Genomic DNA, 16054 nt, shown 5'->3' with positions numbered 1-16054 from the left:
CGCGAGCTGCGCCCCGGGCGGAGGCCGCCTGCGCGGCCGGCCGCGGGTCAGCCGCGCGCCCTCCGTCGCCGACGGCGACGCACGAGCACCAGCCCACCGCCGGCGACCAGCAGCCCGACGGCCGCGGTGACGGCGCCGGGGGCGAGGTCGGATCCGGTGCGGGCGAGCGTCGCGGCGTGCGCGCTGCCACGGGTCCCGGGGTGCGCCGCCGCGGCCGCGGATCCGCCGGTCGTCGCACCGCTGTCCGCGGGGGCGGACGAGGCGGCCGGACCGGGCGACGGATCCACGGTCGCGGCACCCGCGAGGGAGACCGTGCCGTCGGCGGCGACCGTGATCTTCGCGGTCATCGCGGCCGCGAGGTCGATGCGCTCCCAGCTGCCGGCCGTACCGAGGTCGAGCGGCTCGCCCGAATCGATGGCGGTGAGGGCGAGCACCTGCCGGCGCTGGGCGTCGGTGAGGTCGGGGCGGCTGGAGCGGAGGAGCGACTCGGCGCCGTCCGGCACGGTCATCGGCTGCCCGGCCGCGCCCACGAGCGGGAAGCCGTAGGTGAGCCGCTGGCGGTAGACCGCGAGCGCCTGGTCGGTCGGCAGGTAGGGCGTGTCCGCGGCGATGCAGACCGCGAGCGTGGCACCGCAGCCGGCCTCGAGCACCTGCCGCAGCTCCGTCGTGGCCTGGGCGTAGAGGTCGCGGAACTCGGGGTCGGCCCAGCGGCGCTGCACGATCTTCTGGCCCATCATGTGACCGGCCATCACGTCCATCGGGTAGTGCGCTGCCATCACGATGCGGTTGTTGCCGGCGTCGGACGCGCGGGCGAGGATCTGCGGGGCGAGCTCCGGCAGCATCGTCGCGAGCGAGACGCCCTGCCAGAACGCCTGCGACGTGTGGCCGCTCGGGTAGGAGCCGTCCTGCCCGGCCCACGCGTTGCCGCCGGGCTTGTCGCGGTACTGGAGGCGCTCCGGGAAGCGGACGTAGGGACGCGGGTTGGCGTAGTGGTTCTTCGCCGGGCCCGTCGACCCGCCGCGGCCCACGAGGCCGTTCTCCTTGTTGAGCAGCGCCGCCGTCTTCGGCAGCTGCCCGGCGTCGCGCGCGGCCTTGTAGATCGCGCCGAGGCGGGCGCCGAGGCCGTCGGACATCGACACGGACATGTCGGCGTACTGGTCGATGATCGCACGGTCCGACTGCGCCTTCGGGGCGGACTGGTTGATCTGCACGGTCATGTCGTCGTTGAGCTGCATGATGTCCGGCCGGCCGCTCTTCAGCGCCGGGAACGCGTCGAGCATGGGGACGAAGTCGTAGGTCGCGTCGGACGCGTAGACGTGGTCGATCGTGGCCTGGTCGAACGGCGCGGGCGCGGTCGCCGCCTGCGCGGAGGACGCTCCGGGGCCCGCGAGCACGACGCCGAGGAGCACGGTGGCGGAGAGGAGCGCGGCGATGCGGGCGCGTGGGCGGACGGTCGTGGTGGCGGTGATGATGGTGCCTTCCGTGGGGTCGACGGCCGAGCGGCCTCCCGCACGGTAGGGAGGGACCGTGACCCCGCGGCCTCCGCCCGGTGAACCGCGCATGGACGCGCGGCGAGGGGGAGGGATCGTTCCCGCCCGGCCGTCCGTCATCCGTCGGCGGGACGCGCCCGCCCCCGCCTCACCCGCGCGACCGCGGGACCCACTCGCGCACCAGCGGCTCCAGCGTCATGCCGCCGCCCGCGCGGATCCGGTCGATGCTGCCGTCGGCGCCGCGCTCGGCCGTGACCTCCTCGCCGACGGATCCGAACCCGTCGCCCTCCACGATGCGCGCCGACGCGTCGCCCGTGCGTTCGAGCACGTCCACGGAGTCGAGCGGGTGCTCGGCCGTCGGGTCGATGCGGAGGAAGCGGTCGCCGATGACCTGGTAGTCCTGCATCCCCCACACGTTGGCGAAGCGACCCGCGAAGGGCGCGTCGACCGCGGCGCGCTCCTCCGCGGTGGCGGCCGAGTCCGCGAGGAGCAGCTCGAGGATGCCCGTGCTGAGCGCCGCGGCCGGGCCGTCGATCGCGTTGGTGAGGACGGTGACGGCCCACCCGCTCACGGGATCCACCGCCGTGCGCGTGATGTGGCCCGGGTACCCGCCCGAGTGGCCGATGACCGTGGCCTCGTGCGCGCCGGATCCGACGCGCTCGATGATGAGGCCGTAGCCGTAGCGGCGGGTGCCGGCCGCGTCCGCGCTCGTGTCGTAGCGCGGCCGCTGCTGGATGCGCTTCGACGCGGCCGAGAGGAGCCGCTCGTCGTCGGGCAGCACGAGCGCGGAGAAGAAGGAGACGAGCTCCGCCGCGGTGCTCGTGACGCCCGTGGCCGCGGCCATGGCGCGCGTGTCGACGTGCGGGAGGACGCTGCGCTCGCGCGAGGTGCGGAGCGAGGTGGACGCGGCCGCGTACTCGTCCGCGCGCGCCGGGACGTACTCCGCGGTGGTGTCGCGGAGGCCGAGCGGGGCGGCGATCCGCTCGGCCAGGTAGTCGGCGAAGGAGAGGCCGGACGCCGACTCGATCACGAGGCCGAGCAGGGAGTACCCGATGTTCGAGTAGTTGAACGCGGTGTCGGGCGCGACCTTGGCGACGCCGGGCGCGGTCGCGATGGCCAGGAGGTGCGCGCGGTCGGGGAACGGGCCGGAGTGCTGCCAGTGGTCGCCGTCGGGCCCGTCGCGGAGGACGCCCGCGCCGTGCTCCAGGAGCGCGGCGACCGTGACGTCGGCGAGCTCGGATCCGGCGTCGGCCAGCTCGGGCACGTGCCGGCCGAGCGTGTCGTCGAGGCGGAGGGCGCCCTGCTCGGCGAGCTGCAGGATCGCGGTGGCGGCGAACGACTTCGAGTGCGACGCGACCCGGAAGAGGTGCGCGGGGGTGAGCGGCGCGTCGGTGGTGGGATCGGCGACGCCGAACGCCTCGCTTAGCACGACCTCGCCGTGCCGGGCGATGGCGACCTGGGCGCCGGGGACGCGGGTCTGCCAGACGCGGTGGTCGAGCCAGGTGCGGACGTAGTCGAGGATCTCGGTCATGGGGGTGCTCCGGGGATCGGGGACGGCGGGCGTGCCGGACTCTACGCGACCCGGGCTCGCCTCCGTCTGATCCGCCCGATCCGCCGAGCGAAGGGCCCGCGCGCGGCCCCATCCGCGGAGCGAACGTCTCGCGCTCCCCGCTGGGCGCCTCCTGGACGGGCGGGACGATCGGCGGGCCCGTCACGTCTCCTGGGTGACGCACCACCCGACAGGAGCAGCCATGGACGACCCGACCCGCGGATCCCGTGCCGCGCAGACCGCATCCGCATCCGCCGGCCCGACCGGCGCCCGCACCACCGCCACCCTCGGCGCCGACGGCCGAGGGGCCACGCGATGAGCGCCCGCTCCGCCGGCCCCGTCCTCCGCCGCCGACCGCGGGCCACGCGCGCGGCCGCCGTCACCGGGCTCGTCGTGGCGATCGTGGCCGTGGTCGTGGTGCTGCTGCCCGTGCTCGGGTTCATCGGCGCGGCCGATGCCGCGACCGCCGGCCAGCTCGACGTGCCCGTGACCCTCATCGCGCTCGGCGTGGGCGTGTCGCTGGTGGTCGCGGTCGTGATGCTCGGCATCGCCGCCCGCACCCGGGACGGCCGGGTCGCGTGGGTCGCCGCGGTCTCGGCCGTGGTCGCGACGCTCGTGGGATCCGCGTGGCCGCTCGTCGCCACCGTGATCGCGAGCGTCGACCAGGTGCAGGACGCGATCCCGTTCCTGCAGGACCTCGTCGGGCGCGTGCTCGGGGGCTGACCCGCGCGCCTGTCCCGACGCCGCGGACCCGACGACCCGCGCCCGACGCACGAGCGGCCGCCGACCCGAGGGTCGACGGCCGCTAGCGTGCGGGGCGGGACTACTCGCGGACGAGCACCAGCTCGGAGAGCGGCAGGCGCGAGCGAGGGGCGGTCTCGCGCTCGGCGAGCGGACCCTCGAGCGCGTCGGCGGGAGCGACCGTGCCGACGGCCGTGACCGTGAGCGGCTGCAGGTTCTCGGGCAGGTCGAACGCGGCGGACAGCGTGCCGAACTCGACGCCGGCCATCTGGTGCGTGTGGAGGCCCTCGGCCTGCGCCTGCACGGACAGGTGGGCGACGGCCTGGCCGAGGTCGTACGCGGCGTAGGGGCGCTTCTCGCCCTCGACCGTGGAGGTCTCGGCGATCGCGACGACGAGCGCCGACGCGTTCACGGCCCACGCCGCGTTGAAGCCGATGAGGGAGTCGACGATGGTGTCGAACGCGTGCGTGCCGCGGCGGGCGACGATGAAGCGGCGCGGCTGCTGGTTGCTGCCGGACGGCGCCCAGCGCGCGGCCTCGAGGAGGGCGTCGAGCTGCTGGTCGGAGACGGTGGCGTCCCGGTCGAAGGAGCGCGGGCTCCAGCGGGCGTCGAGCTCGCGCACGATCGGCACGGCTGTGTCGGCGGTGCGGGCGGTGGATGCGGTGGGGGCGTCCTCGGTGAGGGTCATGGCGGTCCTTCGGTCGATGTCGGGGATGCGGCACAGCGGCGGGCCTCGCGGATCACAATGCGGGACGCCGCCCGGCTATTCCTGGGTGACGCGGGGGCGGCCGGACCCGCGCGGATCACCGCGCGAGCGGGTCGCGCACCTCCTCGAAGCGGCCCGACTCCGCGGAGCGGCCGGCGGCCTCCATCAGCGCGAGGCTGCCGAGGTTGTCGCGGCCGCTGGTCTCGGGCGGCGGGCCGCCGAGGATCGAGAGGGCGAAGGCGCGCAGGCCCGCGGCGCGGCCGATGAGCGGCAGCGTCTCGAGGTCGAGCTCGCGCTCGGCGCCCGCGGCGTCGCGGATCCCGACCCGGTCGGCCGAGACGCCCTCGCCGCGGCTCGTGAAGGTCAGCTCGCCGTCCTCGCCGGAGATGCGCCACTCGCCCGCCCAGGGTGTGACGGGTCCGCGGTGCAGCCAGCTGCCGCGGTAGTCGACGATCAGGCCGCCCTCCAGCTCGATGACCATGGACGCGACCGCGGGGTCCTGGTAGTGGCTGAACGACGGGCGGCTGGTGCGGGCGAACACGCGGACGGCCTCGCGGCCGGTGACCATGCGGATCAGGTCGAAGTGGTGGATCGCCATGTCGTTGATGATCGGCTGCGGGAACCGGTAGTGCGGGTAGTCGTCGGGCTCGTCGTTGTCCCACTGGCGGAAGTCGATCTCGATGGTCGCGACCTCGCCCAGCGCGTCGGCGGCCAGCAGCTCGCGCACGCGGCGGGGGGCGGGGTACCAGCGGTAGTTCTGGCTGACCTGCACGATGAGCCCGAGCTCCTCGGCGCGGCGGACGACGGCGGCGGCCTCGGCGGTCGAGTTGGCGAACGGCTTCTCGACGATGACGTGCTTGCCGGCCTCGAGCGCCTCGAGGGCGAGCGGGGCGTGCGTGACGGCAGGGGCCGTGACGATGACGGCGTCCGCCTCCACGGCGGCGAGCGCGTCGGCGAGCGAGGCGAACGCCGCGGACGCGGGGAGTCCGAGCAGCGCGCGCACCCTCTCGCGGGTGGGCTCGCTCGGTTCCACGATCGCGGCCACCTCGATCTCGTCGACGCGGGGCACGGCGTTGCGCGCCCAGTCGCCGCCCCAGCCGCCGAGGCCGACGTGGATCACGCGGACGCGGGGGCCGTCATAGGCGGGGGCGGCGGGAGCGTCGGGCGCGGGCGAGGCGGCGGGAGCGGCCGGCGTCCCCTTCGCGGCGCTCATCGGGCGAGGAACCAGTCGCGCGGGTGCTCGTCGGCTGTGAGGTCGGCGCGGCCGTCCGTGGGCGCGACCCAGCGGGCGGCGTTCGCGAGCACGCGGCGGATGTCGGGGTGGTGGTACACGGGGTACTCCTGGTCGCCGGGCGAGAAGTAGAAGACCCGGCCGCGGCCGCGGTGGTACGCGACGCCCGAGCGGAAGACCTCGCCGCCCGCGAAGGTGGAGAGGAACACCTCCTCGTCGGGGCGCGGGATGTCGAACTGCTCGCCGTACATCTCCTGCCGGTCGATGACGATCGGGTGCGGGATCCCGGTGGCGATGGGGTGCTGCGGCGCGATGGTCCAGACCAGCTCGCGCTCGCCGTCGTTGCGCCACTTCAGCGAGCACGTCGTGCCCATCAGGCGCGTGAACACCTTCGAGTAGTGGCCCGAGTGCAGCACGACGAGGCCCATGCCAGCGTGCACGTGGCGGATCACGCGCGCGACGACCTCGTCGGACACCTCGCCGTGCGCGACGTGGCCCCACCAGTAGAGGACGTCGGTGCCGGCGAGGCGCTCCTCGGTGAGGCCGTGCTCCGGATCCTGCAGCGTGGCGGTGCTCACGGACGCGTCGTCGCCCAGCAGCTCGCGGAGGCCGTCGGCGACGACGGCGTGGATCCCGTCCGGGTAGTGCGACAGGACCGTCGCGTCCCCCCGGCTCTCGTGCACGTTCTCGTTCCAGACGACGATGTCCATGGCGCTCCTCGTTCGGCGGTGATCGGGGTTCGGGATGGGCGCCGGTCCTGTCGGCCCGGGATCGGCCTGACGACGCGGCATGCCCGCGCCTACGATCGTACGCATGCCCCGCGCCGATGCGGGCGACCCGGGAGGCCGCATGAACGCCATCGCCCACGACCCGACCCGAGCGATCCGATGACCGGCCCGACCGGCGCCGCCCGCCCCGCCGCGTCCACCCGCCCGACCGACAAGGCCGTGCACGCGTGGTCCCTCGACGGCACGCTCGGGCGGCCGCGCGTTCCCGGGCCCGACGGATCCGGCCCGACCACCCGGGGCGGACGCGCGGCGGACGCGCTCGACCTCCTGGATCTCCCCGCCGAGCTGGCGCGGCGCGGGTACCGGGCCGTGCAGATCACCCACTTCCAGCTGCCCACGCGGGACGCCGGCTACCTCGCCGAGCTGCGGGCGTCGCTCGCGGCGTCGGGGATCACGCTCGACGCGTTCCTCGTCGACGACGGCGACCTCACGCACCCCACCGACGCCGACCTGCACGAGCGGTGGATCTCCGACCGCCTCGCCGACGCCGAGGCGCTCGGCGCGCACCACGCCCGCGTCGTCGCCGGCCGGAGCGCGCCCACGCCGGAGCTGCTGGCGGCGAGCGCGCGCCGCCTCTCCCGTCTCGCCGCCGCGCACCCGGGCGTCGCCGTGGTCACGGAGAACTGGCGCGAGCTGCTGCCCGACGCGGACGCGGTGCTCGCGCTCCTGGCCGACGCCGTCGACGTGCGCCTCCTCATCGACCTCGGCAACTGGACCATGCCCCACAAGCACGAGCAGCTCGCCCGCATCGCGCCGCACGCCGTCACCTGCCATGCGAAGGCGCACCGCGACGACGGCGGCCGCCTCGACGACGTCGACTACGCCCGCTCCCTCCGCGTGCTGCAGGACGCGGGCTACCAGGGCGCGCTCGCGATGGTCGACGAGTCGAGCCGGCCCGACGGATCCGACGAGTGGGACGGCCTCGAGCAGGAGCACGAAGTGGTGCGGCGGGTGTTCGGGTGAGGTGAGCCCGGGTCCCGGCCGGGGATCGAGCTCAGCGCCCGGAGTCCGCGAGCGCGTCCGCCTCCTCGTCCGCCGCGACGTCCTTCTGGGTCTGGAACTGGGTGCGGTGCAGCTCCTCGTAGCGGCCGGCCGCGGCCAGCAGCTCGTCGTGCGTGCCGCGCTCGACGATGGCGCCGTCCTCGACCACGAGGATCATGTCGGCGCTGCGGATCGTGGAGAGGCGGTGGGCGATGACCAGGGCCGTCCGCCCTTCGAGCGCCTCGCTGAGGGCGGCCTGCACGGCGGCCTCCGACGTCGAGTCCAGCGCCGCCGTCGCCTCGTCGAGGATCACGACCCGCGGGCGGGCGAGCAGCAGCCGGGCGATGGTCATCCGCTGGCGCTCGCCGCCGGAGAGCCGGTAGCCGCGCTCCCCCACCATGGTGTCGAGCTGGTCGGGCAGGGACCGGATGAGCGGCTCGAGCCGCGCGCGCCGGACGGCGTCCCATACCTCGTCGTCGGTCGCGTCCGGCCGGGCCAGGCGCAGGTTGGACAGGATCGTCTCGTGGAACAGGTGGCCGTCCTGCGTCACCATCCCGAGGGTGTGCCGCATGGAGGCGAAGGTCACGTCGCGCACGTCCGTGCCCGCGAGCCGCACGGCGCCGCTGTCGACGTCGTACAGGCGCGAGAGGAGCTGCGCGATCGTCGACTTGCCGGCGCCCGACGTGCCGACGATGGCGACGGTCTGCCCCGGCTCGATCCGGAAGGACACCCCGTGCAGCACCTCCTCGCCGCCGCGGGTGTCTAGCGTGGACACCTCCTCGAGGGAGGCGAGCGACACCTTGTCCGCGGACGGGTAGGCGAAGCGCACGTCGTCGAACTCCACCGTCACCGGGCCGTCGGGGACGGCGACCGCGTCGGGCTTCTGCTGGATGAGCGGCTCGAGGTCCAGCACCTCGAAGACGCGCTCGAAGCTGACGACCGCGCTCATGATCTCGACCCGCGCGTTCGCGAGGCTCGTCAGCGGCGCGTAGAGGCGCGTGAGGAGGAGCGCGAGGGTGACCACCTCGCCGGTGTCGAGCTGGCCGCCGAGCGCGAGGACGCCGCCGAGCCCGTAGACGAGCGCGAGCGCGAGGGCGGAGACGAGCATCAGCGCGGTGACGAAGACGAACTGCAGCATCGCGGTGCGGACCCCGATGTCGCGGACCCGGGCGGCGCGCACCCGGAACTCCTCGGACTCCTCGTCGGGTCGGCCGAACAGCTTCACGAGGGTGGCGCCGGGCGCCGAGAATCGCTCCGTCATCTGCGTGCTCATGGCGGAGTTGTGGTCGGCGGCCTCGCGGCGGAGCGCGGCGAGGCGACCGCCCATGCGGCGCGCGGGGATCAGGAACACGGGGAGCATGACCACCGCGAGCACGGTGACGAGCCAGGACGTGCTGAGCATGACGATGAGCGTGAGGACCAGCGCCACGAGGTTCGTGACCACCCCGGAGAGCGTGCCGCTGAAGGCCTGCTGCGCGCCGATCACGTCGTTGTTGAGGCGGCTCACGAGCGCGCCCGTCCGCGTGCGGGTGAAGAACGCGATCGGCATCTTCTGCACGTGGTCGAACACGGCGGTGCGGAGGTCGAGGATCACGCCCTCGCCGATGCGGGCCGAGTACCAGCGCGTCACGAGCGAGACGCCGGCGTCGGCCACGGCCACGAGGGCGATGACGACGGCGAGCCCGATGATCGTCCCCGTCTCGCCCCGGGCGACGATGACGTCGACCACCCGGCCGGCGAGCACCGGCGTCGCCACCGCGAGGAACGCGCCGACCACCGACAGGGCGATGAAGAGCAGCAGCTTCGCCCGGTACGGGACCGCGAAGGTCAGGATCCGCCGCACGGACTCCCGGGAGAACCCGTTCCTGCCGTCCTGGGCGCTCGAGATCTTGTAGAGCGAGCTCCAGGCCACGCCTTCCATGCTCATGGGGGTTCCTCTCGTGGCCGTCCGCTCGAGGCGAGCGGGTGCGCCGGGTCGGGATGCTCCGCGGCGGCGAGCCGGGCGGTGCCTCGGGAGGCGGCCCGGTCGGCGTCGTCGTCGGGGCCGGCTCGCAGACGGGGCGCGCACCGCTCATCCCGCCGGTGCGCATGCCCATCATGGGCCACGGCGGGCGGCGATCACGCCCCTCCGGCGAAGCGTCACCGGATGGACAGGGGCGGGCCGGCCCGGCCGGTCGTCCCAACGGCGCCGCTCCGCTCCCCGCCGCGGCGCCGTCGGGCGGAGGATGCAGCCGTCGTCCCCCGCGCGGACCACCTCCCGGGCGAGGGATAGCCCGCGGCGACCCCCGAGGTCCCCCCTGCGCCCGGCGAGGTCGCCGGGAGTGCGTTCCTAGCGTGAGGGAATGACCTCGATCACGCAGAGCACAGCGCATCCCGACCCGCATCCGACGGCCGCGGGGGCGAACCGCATGGCGACCGCCGCCGACTGGATCGCCCACTTCCACGCCAACGCCGACCGGCACCTGACGCCCGAGCAGCTGATCCCATCCGGTACGACTCCGACGATGGACGCCCGCGCCCGCCGCGCGTTCGTCCGCTCCTTCCAGCGGTTCGCGCTCGGCGAGAGCGGCGACGGCGCGCACCTCCTGCGCATGGCGACCGACGCGGGCGATCCCGCGTACACGCACGCACTCGCGCTCCTCGTGCAGGAGGAGCAGAAGCACGCGGCCCTGTTCCTCCGCGCGCTCGACCACCTCGATGCACCCGCGCTGCCCGCGCACTGGACGGACGCGGCGTTCACCCGGCTGCGGCACCTCATCGGGCTGCGGACGGAGATCAGCCTGTTCCTCATCGCGGAGACGGTCGCGACGGGCTACTTCCACGCGCTCGCCGACCACGCGCCGGATCCCGCGCTCCGCGCCCTCGGGCGGCGCATCGCGGACGACGAGCGCGACCACGTCCGCTTCCAGATCGACCGGCTCCGCACGGGCTTCCGCGACACCCCCGCTCCCCTGCGCGCGCTCATCGGCGCCGCGTGGACGGTCGTCGCGGCGGGCGCCGCGACGGTGATCGTCGTCGACCACCGCGCGGCCCTCGGCGCGTGCGGTGTCGCGCCGCGGGCGTACTGGCGGCGGGCGATGCACGGGTTCGGCGCAGCTGCGCGCTCGGTGCTGGTGGATCCGCGGGCGCCGCTGCTGGGGCCGACGGACGGCGATCCCGGCCGTGCCTGACGCGCGCGCCCGAGGGGCGGGCCGCCTCCTCGGCGACCCGTCCCTCGTCGTGCTCCGCTACCGGCTGTCGTCAGGTGCGCGCCAGCGCATCGACGGGTCGCCCGGCCGTGTTCAGCGGCGGACGGACTTGCGGCCGCCGACCTTCACGTAGACGAGCAGCACGATGATGGCGCCGATGATCGAGCCGATGATGCCCGCGGGCTGGAAGAAGCCGTCCATGGCGTCGTGCTGGAAGATCAGGAAGCCGAGGAGGCCGCCGACGAACGAGCCGATGATCCCGAGCAGGATCGTCATCGGGATCGAGAGGTTCTGGCGTCCGGGCACGACGGCGCGGGCGATGAAGCCGGCGATGAGGCCGACGACGATGAGGCTGATGATGAGTCCGAGCATGGTGGTCTCTCTTCTGTGCGAGCACGCCAGGACGACGCGCGGTGGTGCCCGTTCGGGGCGATGACCTCAATCAACCACCCTGCGGGGTGTGGCGGCACACCCCTGGGGGTGGGATGGTGGATCCATGCCCGCCACCCGCACCCGCCCCGTCACGATCGCGCTCGTCGACGACTACGACGTGGTGCTGACGGGCCTCGCCCACATGTTCGACGACTACCGCGACCGGGTGCTCGTCGCCGAGATCGACGCGAACGCGGCCCTCTCCGACGAGATCGACATCGTGCTCTACGACTCGTTCGCGCAGCCCGAGTCCGACCACCACGAGATCGCGGAGCTGGTCCGGAACCCGCGGGCCCGCCGCGTGGTCGTCTACACCTGGAACTTCCAGCCCGAGCTGATCGCCGACGCCCGCCGTCAGGGCGTGCACGGCTACCTCTCCAAGGCGCTGCCGGCCCGGGAGCTCGTGGAGGCGCTCGAGCGGATCCACGCGGGCGAGGAGCTGTTCAACCAGGCGCCGCTGCGTGCCGCGAGCGCGCCGTCGCTCGACTGGCCGGGCAAGCGCGAGGGGATAACGGACCGCGAGTCGGAGATCCTCGCCCTCATCACGCAGGGCAAGAGCAACCAGGAGGTCGCGGCGCTCACGTACCTCTCCCCCAACACGGTGAAGAGCTACATCCGCTCGATCTACCGCAAGATCCAGGTGCAGAGCCGCACCCAGGCGGTCATCTGGGGCGTGGGGCACGGGTTCAGTCCGGACCACCACCGGATCGACCATTGGCTGGGTGGGCCGTAGGGGTCACCTGGCGGCCCTCCTCCACTGCCGGTGTGAGCCGGCCTCGCTTCACGCGCGCTTGCCCGCGACGAACGCATCGAGGTCGAACGGTGCTGCTTCGCCGCTGGCCTCGCCGGCGACCAGCGCGGCGCGCAATGCCTCGAGCCGCGGATCCTGATCCTCCATGTCGCGGAGCTCGGCGCGGGCCACCTCGCTCGCGGACCGATAGTGCCCGGATGCCACCTGCCACTACCTGCCGTAGCCGCCGTCTCGGCCGCTCACGCGACCACCGGCGAGCGGGCCCGGTCGCGCGGCGCCACGGATCGCTCGCGACGGTGACGGCCCCGCGAGTCGCGCGGTCCCGGACGATGCCGGGCGCGGGAGAGGGACGACCGCTCGCCCCAGCACCTCTTCCAAGCGCGCATTGCTGCCGGTGTCCTGGCTGTGGAAGCGGGCCTCGACGAACTGGTCCCTCAGCGGAGAGCCGACGGCGAACCGGGAGGAGTCGATGCGGTACCCCGCCTGCTCGGCCAACTGCGAGAAGAAGACGAACTGAGCGCGGGTGTTGCCCTCACGGAAGCTGTGGATGACGTTGAGCTCGCCCCAGCTCTCTGCCAGCTCCCGGACGAACGCCGGGTGATCGAGGCCGCGCAGGAGGTCCTTGTCGGCGAGCTGCCGGTACTGCGCCTCAGCCGCTTCGGTGAGGGACGGACCTGCGGGGTAGTAGGAGTGCCCGTCCTTCGTCATGAAGGAGCCGACAGGAGCGACGCGCTCCTCGCCAGCCCAGTAATAGACGTCCTGGAAGATGTGCCGGTGGATCGCCTTCATGTGGGGGTAGTCGAAGTGGCCGTCGAGGGGCTGCCGAAATAGCTCGGCGAGTCGCACACGCGCGATGTCTTCTTCGCTGAGGCGCAGCTTGTCGGCGTCTGTCTCGCCGTGGGGCTTGCCAGGGCCCGTGAACGTGTTCCTGAGGACGGTCGTACCCGGTATGAAGTAGTCGTCCCAGGTGCGGAACGTCGGCCGACGGGGCATCAACCGATGACGTGGCGACGGATCGCGGCTACTGCCTCTTCGCTCGTGATCTCCTCCCGAGCGGCGCGCTCCGATATCTCGATCAACACGGGATCCGTCACCTGGTGACCGGCGAGCGCGAGGGCGGCGTCCGCGAAGGCGAGGCTCTCCGCGGCTCGTGCATCGCGTGCCGCGATGGCGGCAGCGGCGGAGGTCTGTGCGTGCGGCATGACAGGACCCTTTCTGACTTCTCCAAACCTACCCGCGGGTTCTCCCCACGGGCCAGGGATCACCTCACCTTCGGAGCGCAGCGGGGACGACGAGTTGGGGAGGAGCCGCTGACCGGGGAAGCGGACGCAGAGCCCATGACATCGGCCGCGCGCTCCCGGCCTCCTCTGCGAGCATGGCCCGCATGATCCCCTCCACCTCGTCCCGGTTCCGCAAGTCCGTGCCCAAGGCGAAGGCGGGAGACCGGGTGGCGGTGCTGAGCCCTGCGTTCGCGGCCCCCGGGATCGCGCCCGAGGTGCACGAGCAGGCGATGCGGCGGCTGCAGGAGGCGACCGGGCTGATCCCCGTCGAGTACCCGACCACGAGGCGGCTCGGCGCGAGCGCCCGTGACCGTGCCGCCGACATCACGGCGGCGTTCGCCGACGACTCCATCCGCGCGATCGTGTCGACCATCGGCGGGGACGACCAGGTCACGGTGGTGCCGCACGTCGACATCGAGGAGGTGGCCCGGAACCCCAAGCCGTTCCTCGGCTACAGCGACAACACGCACCTGCACAACCTGCTCGCCGGGCTCGGCATCCCGAGCTTCTACGGCGGATCCACCCAGGTGCACCTCGGCGCGGGCCCCGGCATCGACGACGTGCACCTGCGCTCGCTGCGGGCGGCGCTCCTCGAGGGCGGCACGCTCGAGATCACCGAGCCCGGGGAGTCGGAGGACTTCGGCATCGACTGGACGGATCCTCGCGCCCTCACCGAGCCCGGCGAGCGCCACGCGACCGAACCGTGGAAGTGGGCCGGTCCCGCGGCCACCGTGGAGGGGCCGACGTGGGGCGGCTGCATCGAGGTGATCGACCAGATCGCGATGGCCGGGCGCATGCCCGAGGTCGCGAAGCTCGAGGGCGGGATCCTGCTGCTCGAGACGAGCGAGGAGGTGCCGTCGGCCGACAGTGTCAGGCGGTGGGTGCGCGGTCTCGGCGAGCGCGGGATCCTCGACGTCGTCGCGGGCGTGCTCGTCGCCCGGCCGCCGACCATCGTCATGGGCGCGCCGGTGCCGTCGGCCGAGGAGCGGGCGCGGCTCCGGGCGGAGCAGCGCGACACCGTCATCGAGCAGATCGCCCGCTACAACCCGCGCGCCGTGGTGTGCGTGGGCGTGCCGTTCGGGCACACGCGGCCGCAGTGGATCCTGCCCCACGGCGGCACGGTGCGGCTCGACGGGGCCGCGAAGACGGTGCACGCGGACTACAGCTGACGCCTGACCCCGATCCGGGCGGTGGCGCGGAGCCGCCCGGTGGATAGGCTTCGCGCGTGACGCTGCAGAACCATCCCGGCGAGGTCGAGTTCCCCGTTCGCGCGCGTGTGCGCTACGCCCAGATGCTCAACGTGCAGCGGATGAAGCCGCGCGGCGGGAGCGGGAAGCGGGCGCTGCTCATCACGGCCTTCGCGCTGCCGTTCGGCGTCGGCGGCGCGGGGCTCGGGATCCTCGTGGCGACGTCCGGCCCGCCGGAGGGCGGCCCGGCGATGCCCCTCGTGCTGTTCGCGCTCGGGATGGGCATCGGCATGCTCGTCGCGTCGATCGTCTTCCAGCAGATCGACGCGCGGGCGCCCCGGCGGGACCAGCTCGAGTACGTGGCCCAGGCCAGGATCCGGCCGGTCACGCTCGAGGAGCAGCAGCTCCTCGCCCTCGACGCGGTCAGCGACTACTCCTTCGGCGGCTGGAACTCGTCGCTCGCGTTCCAGCCGACCTGGGCCGAGATGCCCGCGGAGCTGCGCACGACGCACGCCGACGGCGCGACCGGGCACGAGTGGACCGGCCTCCCTATGACGACCCTCGCGCAGCACCGCGCCGCCCTCGACACGCAGTTCCGCATCGCGTCGCGCGACGACATCGAGCTGTTCGTGGCGGATGCGCTGGCGCAGGGGCCGCAGTCGGCGCGCTTCGCGGAGCTGGCCGCGTCCGAGGAGGCCGAGCGCATGGTGTCGCGCATGGCCGCGCTCACCGGCCGGAGCGAGTTCGAGATCATCGACCTGACCCGACCGCACGCCGGCCGCCCGCCCGTGCTGCTGCTCGCGGGCGACAGCGAGCGCACGATTGGCGCGATCCGCTACGCCTACATGGCCGGGTACCTGCCCGCGGACGACGCGTGGGCGCTGATCCGGCAGATCGGCGCGCGGGTCTTCGCGACCTACGACGGCTGGGACGCGTACTGGGCGGACGCGTCGCTCGCCCTCGCCTTCCGCACCGACAGCCTCGACGCGGTGATGTCGCAGCGGCGGGTGCGGGATGCGCTCGTCGCGTCCGCGTGGCCGGCGGCGACGGTGCCGTGGCCGGGGGCGCGGCCGGCCACGGGCGTCGGCGTCAGCTGATCCGCGCGGGAGCGGGGGCGTCGTCCTCGGCCGCGCCGTCCGGGCGGGCCGATCCCGCCGCGCGCTCCGCCACGCGCCGCTCGCGCCGCCGCTGACGACGGGTGCGCGTGCTGCGTGACAGCGGATACCGGGCATCCAGCCGCGGTTCGAGGAGGAGCCGGCGCAGGGCGACCGCGATGAGGGTGCCGCCCAGCCAATAGGCGAGGAACAGGGCCAGCCCGTTCGGGATGGTGAAGGCCACGAACGTCAGCACGATGCCGAGCCCGACGAAGAGGAGCAGCCAGGCACGCGTGGTGCGATCCCGCGTCGCCTGCTGCTCGCTGGCACGGGCCTCGAGGGAGTCGACGCGGCTGGTGAGGTCGGCGTCGTCGATGGCGGAGAAGAGGTCGCGGACGGGGACGCGCAGCGCCTCGGCGACGAGGGAGAGCGTCTCGAGGCTCGCGTCCTCCCCGGCCTCCAGCCGCTGGACGGTGCGGACGCCCACTCCGCTCTCGGTGGCGAGGCGCTCCTGGGTCCAGCCCTGCGCCTGACGTAGTTCGATGATCCGTGTCGTGTTCATGCGTCCCATGCTCGATCCGCCCCTCCCGCCGGCACCACGCCAGCGCCCCGCCGGTGACCCGCCAGGCGACCGCC

General features: G+C 73.9%; 17 protein-coding genes. 6 read left to right on the top strand and 11 right to left on the bottom strand.

What is annotated here, in order from left to right:
* Positions 1 to 47: 47 nt before the first annotated feature.
* Together ITJ44_RS09330 and ITJ44_RS09325 are read right to left on the bottom strand one after the other, a co-directional pair.
* On the bottom strand, positions 48 to 1562 hold the full coding sequence (locus tag ITJ44_RS09330; protein WP_194634853.1) for a phosphatase PAP2 family protein: 1515 nt from the start codon (positions 1560 to 1562) through the stop codon (positions 48 to 50).
* A 76-nt stretch (positions 1563 to 1638) separates the two neighbouring features.
* Positions 1639 to 3021, bottom strand: coding sequence for a serine hydrolase (locus ITJ44_RS09325; protein ID WP_194634851.1), 1383 nt, complete (start codon positions 3019 to 3021; stop codon positions 1639 to 1641).
* A gap of 333 nt (positions 3022 to 3354) precedes the next feature.
* On the opposite strand from ITJ44_RS09325, the gene ITJ44_RS09320 reads away from it, so the two are divergent.
* Positions 3355 to 3762 carry a hypothetical protein gene (locus tag ITJ44_RS09320; RefSeq protein WP_194634849.1) on the top strand — a complete coding sequence of 136 codons (408 nt, stop codon included), beginning with the start codon at positions 3355 to 3357 and terminating at the stop codon, positions 3760 to 3762.
* A 100-nt stretch (positions 3763 to 3862) separates the two neighbouring features.
* Here the strand turns inward: ITJ44_RS09320 and ITJ44_RS09315 are convergent, their stop codons facing one another.
* From ITJ44_RS09315 to ITJ44_RS09305, 3 genes are all read right to left on the bottom strand, one after another.
* Complete coding sequence (locus ITJ44_RS09315) at positions 3863 to 4468, bottom strand: nitroreductase family protein (protein WP_194634847.1); 606 nt, start codon at positions 4466 to 4468, stop codon at positions 3863 to 3865.
* 115 nt (positions 4469 to 4583) lie between these two features.
* Positions 4584 to 5699: a Gfo/Idh/MocA family protein gene (locus ITJ44_RS09310; RefSeq protein WP_228494860.1), complete on the bottom strand. Its 1116-nt coding sequence runs from the start codon at positions 5697 to 5699 to the stop codon at positions 4584 to 4586.
* Entirely contained in the window at positions 5696 to 6427 is a 732-nt protein-coding gene (locus ITJ44_RS09305; protein ID WP_194634845.1) for a ThuA domain-containing protein, read from the bottom strand. The genes ITJ44_RS09310 and ITJ44_RS09305 overlap by 4 nt, the downstream gene beginning before the upstream one ends.
* Positions 6428 to 6604: 177 nt before the next feature.
* Between ITJ44_RS09305 and ITJ44_RS09300 the strand changes: the two genes are divergently transcribed.
* On the top strand, positions 6605 to 7468 hold the full coding sequence (locus ITJ44_RS09300; protein WP_194634843.1) for a sugar phosphate isomerase/epimerase: 864 nt from the start codon (positions 6605 to 6607) through the stop codon (positions 7466 to 7468).
* 31 nt (positions 7469 to 7499) lie between these two features.
* Here ITJ44_RS09300 and ITJ44_RS09295 read toward each other — a convergent pair whose 3' ends face one another.
* Positions 7500 to 9413, bottom strand: a complete 1914-nt coding sequence (locus tag ITJ44_RS09295) for an ABC transporter ATP-binding protein (RefSeq protein WP_194634841.1) — start codon at positions 9411 to 9413, stop codon at positions 7500 to 7502.
* Positions 9414 to 9828: 415 nt separating this feature from the next.
* Between ITJ44_RS09295 and ITJ44_RS09290 the strand changes: the two genes are divergently transcribed.
* The gene (locus ITJ44_RS09290; protein ID WP_228494859.1) at positions 9829 to 10656 is read left to right on the top strand and encodes a ferritin-like domain-containing protein; all 828 of its coding nucleotides are present in this window, start codon (positions 9829 to 9831) and stop codon (positions 10654 to 10656) included.
* Between the two features lie 111 nt (positions 10657 to 10767).
* On the opposite strand, the gene ITJ44_RS09285 is transcribed toward ITJ44_RS09290, so the two are convergent.
* On the bottom strand, positions 10768 to 11046 hold the full coding sequence (locus ITJ44_RS09285; protein WP_194634839.1) for a GlsB/YeaQ/YmgE family stress response membrane protein: 279 nt from the start codon (positions 11044 to 11046) through the stop codon (positions 10768 to 10770).
* 124 nt (positions 11047 to 11170) lie between these two features.
* Here ITJ44_RS09285 and ITJ44_RS09280 point away from each other — a divergent pair, with 124 nt between their 5' ends.
* Complete coding sequence (locus ITJ44_RS09280) at positions 11171 to 11839, top strand: response regulator transcription factor (RefSeq protein ID WP_194634837.1); 669 nt, start codon at positions 11171 to 11173, stop codon at positions 11837 to 11839.
* A gap of 48 nt (positions 11840 to 11887) precedes the next feature.
* On the opposite strand, the gene ITJ44_RS09275 is transcribed toward ITJ44_RS09280, so the two are convergent.
* From ITJ44_RS09275 to ITJ44_RS09265, 3 genes are read right to left on the bottom strand one after another with little or no spacing between them, the layout of a single operon-like run.
* Entirely contained in the window at positions 11888 to 12061 is a 174-nt protein-coding gene (locus ITJ44_RS09275; protein ID WP_194634834.1) for a type II toxin-antitoxin system ParD family antitoxin, read from the bottom strand.
* A gap of 6 nt (positions 12062 to 12067) precedes the next feature.
* Entirely contained in the window at positions 12068 to 12850 is a 783-nt protein-coding gene (locus ITJ44_RS09270) for a Fic family protein (protein ID WP_194634828.1), read from the bottom strand.
* On the bottom strand, positions 12850 to 13059 hold the full coding sequence (locus ITJ44_RS09265) for a hypothetical protein (protein ID WP_194634826.1): 210 nt from the start codon (positions 13057 to 13059) through the stop codon (positions 12850 to 12852). The genes ITJ44_RS09270 and ITJ44_RS09265 overlap by 1 nt, the downstream gene beginning before the upstream one ends.
* Before the next feature lie 182 nt (positions 13060 to 13241).
* Here ITJ44_RS09265 and ITJ44_RS09260 point away from each other — a divergent pair, with 182 nt between their 5' ends.
* Together ITJ44_RS09260 and ITJ44_RS09255 are read left to right on the top strand one after the other, a co-directional pair.
* Complete coding sequence (locus ITJ44_RS09260) at positions 13242 to 14306, top strand: S66 peptidase family protein (RefSeq protein ID WP_228494858.1); 1065 nt, start codon at positions 13242 to 13244, stop codon at positions 14304 to 14306.
* 56 nt (positions 14307 to 14362) lie between these two features.
* The gene (locus ITJ44_RS09255; protein WP_194634823.1) at positions 14363 to 15421 is read left to right on the top strand and encodes a DUF1266 domain-containing protein; all 1059 of its coding nucleotides are present in this window, start codon (positions 14363 to 14365) and stop codon (positions 15419 to 15421) included.
* On the opposite strand, the gene ITJ44_RS09250 is transcribed toward ITJ44_RS09255, so the two are convergent.
* Positions 15414 to 15980 carry a helix-turn-helix domain-containing protein gene (locus tag ITJ44_RS09250; RefSeq protein WP_194634821.1) on the bottom strand — a complete coding sequence of 189 codons (567 nt, stop codon included), beginning with the start codon at positions 15978 to 15980 and terminating at the stop codon, positions 15414 to 15416. The genes ITJ44_RS09255 and ITJ44_RS09250 overlap by 8 nt on opposite strands.
* Between the last annotated feature and the right edge of the window lie 74 nt (positions 15981 to 16054).

This window comes from Clavibacter sp. VKM Ac-2873 (genome assembly GCF_015351075.1).
Taxonomy (GTDB): domain Bacteria; phylum Actinomycetota; class Actinomycetes; order Actinomycetales; family Microbacteriaceae; genus Clavibacter.
The sequence above is the reverse complement of the archived record's forward strand: the minus strand, read 5'-3'. Positions and strand labels throughout refer to the sequence as shown.

Bases quoted from the DNA above. Each gene is read 5' to 3' on its own strand.
- ITJ44_RS09330 (WP_194634853.1), bottom strand. From the start codon at position 1,562: ATGCGCGGTTCACCGGGCGGAGGCCGCGGGGTCACGGTCCCTCCCTAC.
- ITJ44_RS09325 (WP_194634851.1), bottom strand. From the start codon at position 3,021: ATGACCGAGATCCTCGACTACGTCCGCACCTGGCTCGACCACCGCGTC.
- ITJ44_RS09320 (WP_194634849.1), top strand. From the start codon at position 3,355: ATGAGCGCCCGCTCCGCCGGCCCCGTCCTCCGCCGCCGACCGCGGGCC.
- ITJ44_RS09315 (WP_194634847.1), bottom strand. From the start codon at position 4,468: ATGACCCTCACCGAGGACGCCCCCACCGCATCCACCGCCCGCACCGCC.
- ITJ44_RS09310 (WP_228494860.1), bottom strand. From the start codon at position 5,699: ATGAGCGCCGCGAAGGGGACGCCGGCCGCTCCCGCCGCCTCGCCCGCG.
- ITJ44_RS09305 (WP_194634845.1), bottom strand. From the start codon at position 6,427: ATGGACATCGTCGTCTGGAACGAGAACGTGCACGAGAGCCGGGGGGAC.
- ITJ44_RS09300 (WP_194634843.1), top strand. From the start codon at position 6,605: ATGACCGGCCCGACCGGCGCCGCCCGCCCCGCCGCGTCCACCCGCCCG.
- ITJ44_RS09295 (WP_194634841.1), bottom strand. From the start codon at position 9,413: ATGAGCATGGAAGGCGTGGCCTGGAGCTCGCTCTACAAGATCTCGAGC.
- ITJ44_RS09290 (WP_228494859.1), top strand. From the start codon at position 9,829: ATGACCTCGATCACGCAGAGCACAGCGCATCCCGACCCGCATCCGACG.
- ITJ44_RS09285 (WP_194634839.1), bottom strand. From the start codon at position 11,046: ATGCTCGGACTCATCATCAGCCTCATCGTCGTCGGCCTCATCGCCGGC.
- ITJ44_RS09280 (WP_194634837.1), top strand. From the start codon at position 11,171: ATGCCCGCCACCCGCACCCGCCCCGTCACGATCGCGCTCGTCGACGAC.
- ITJ44_RS09270 (WP_194634828.1), bottom strand. From the start codon at position 12,850: ATGCCCCGTCGGCCGACGTTCCGCACCTGGGACGACTACTTCATACCG.
- ITJ44_RS09265 (WP_194634826.1), bottom strand. From the start codon at position 13,059: ATGCCGCACGCACAGACCTCCGCCGCTGCCGCCATCGCGGCACGCGAT.
- ITJ44_RS09260 (WP_228494858.1), top strand. From the start codon at position 13,242: ATGATCCCCTCCACCTCGTCCCGGTTCCGCAAGTCCGTGCCCAAGGCG.
- ITJ44_RS09250 (WP_194634821.1), bottom strand. From the start codon at position 15,980: ATGAACACGACACGGATCATCGAACTACGTCAGGCGCAGGGCTGGACC.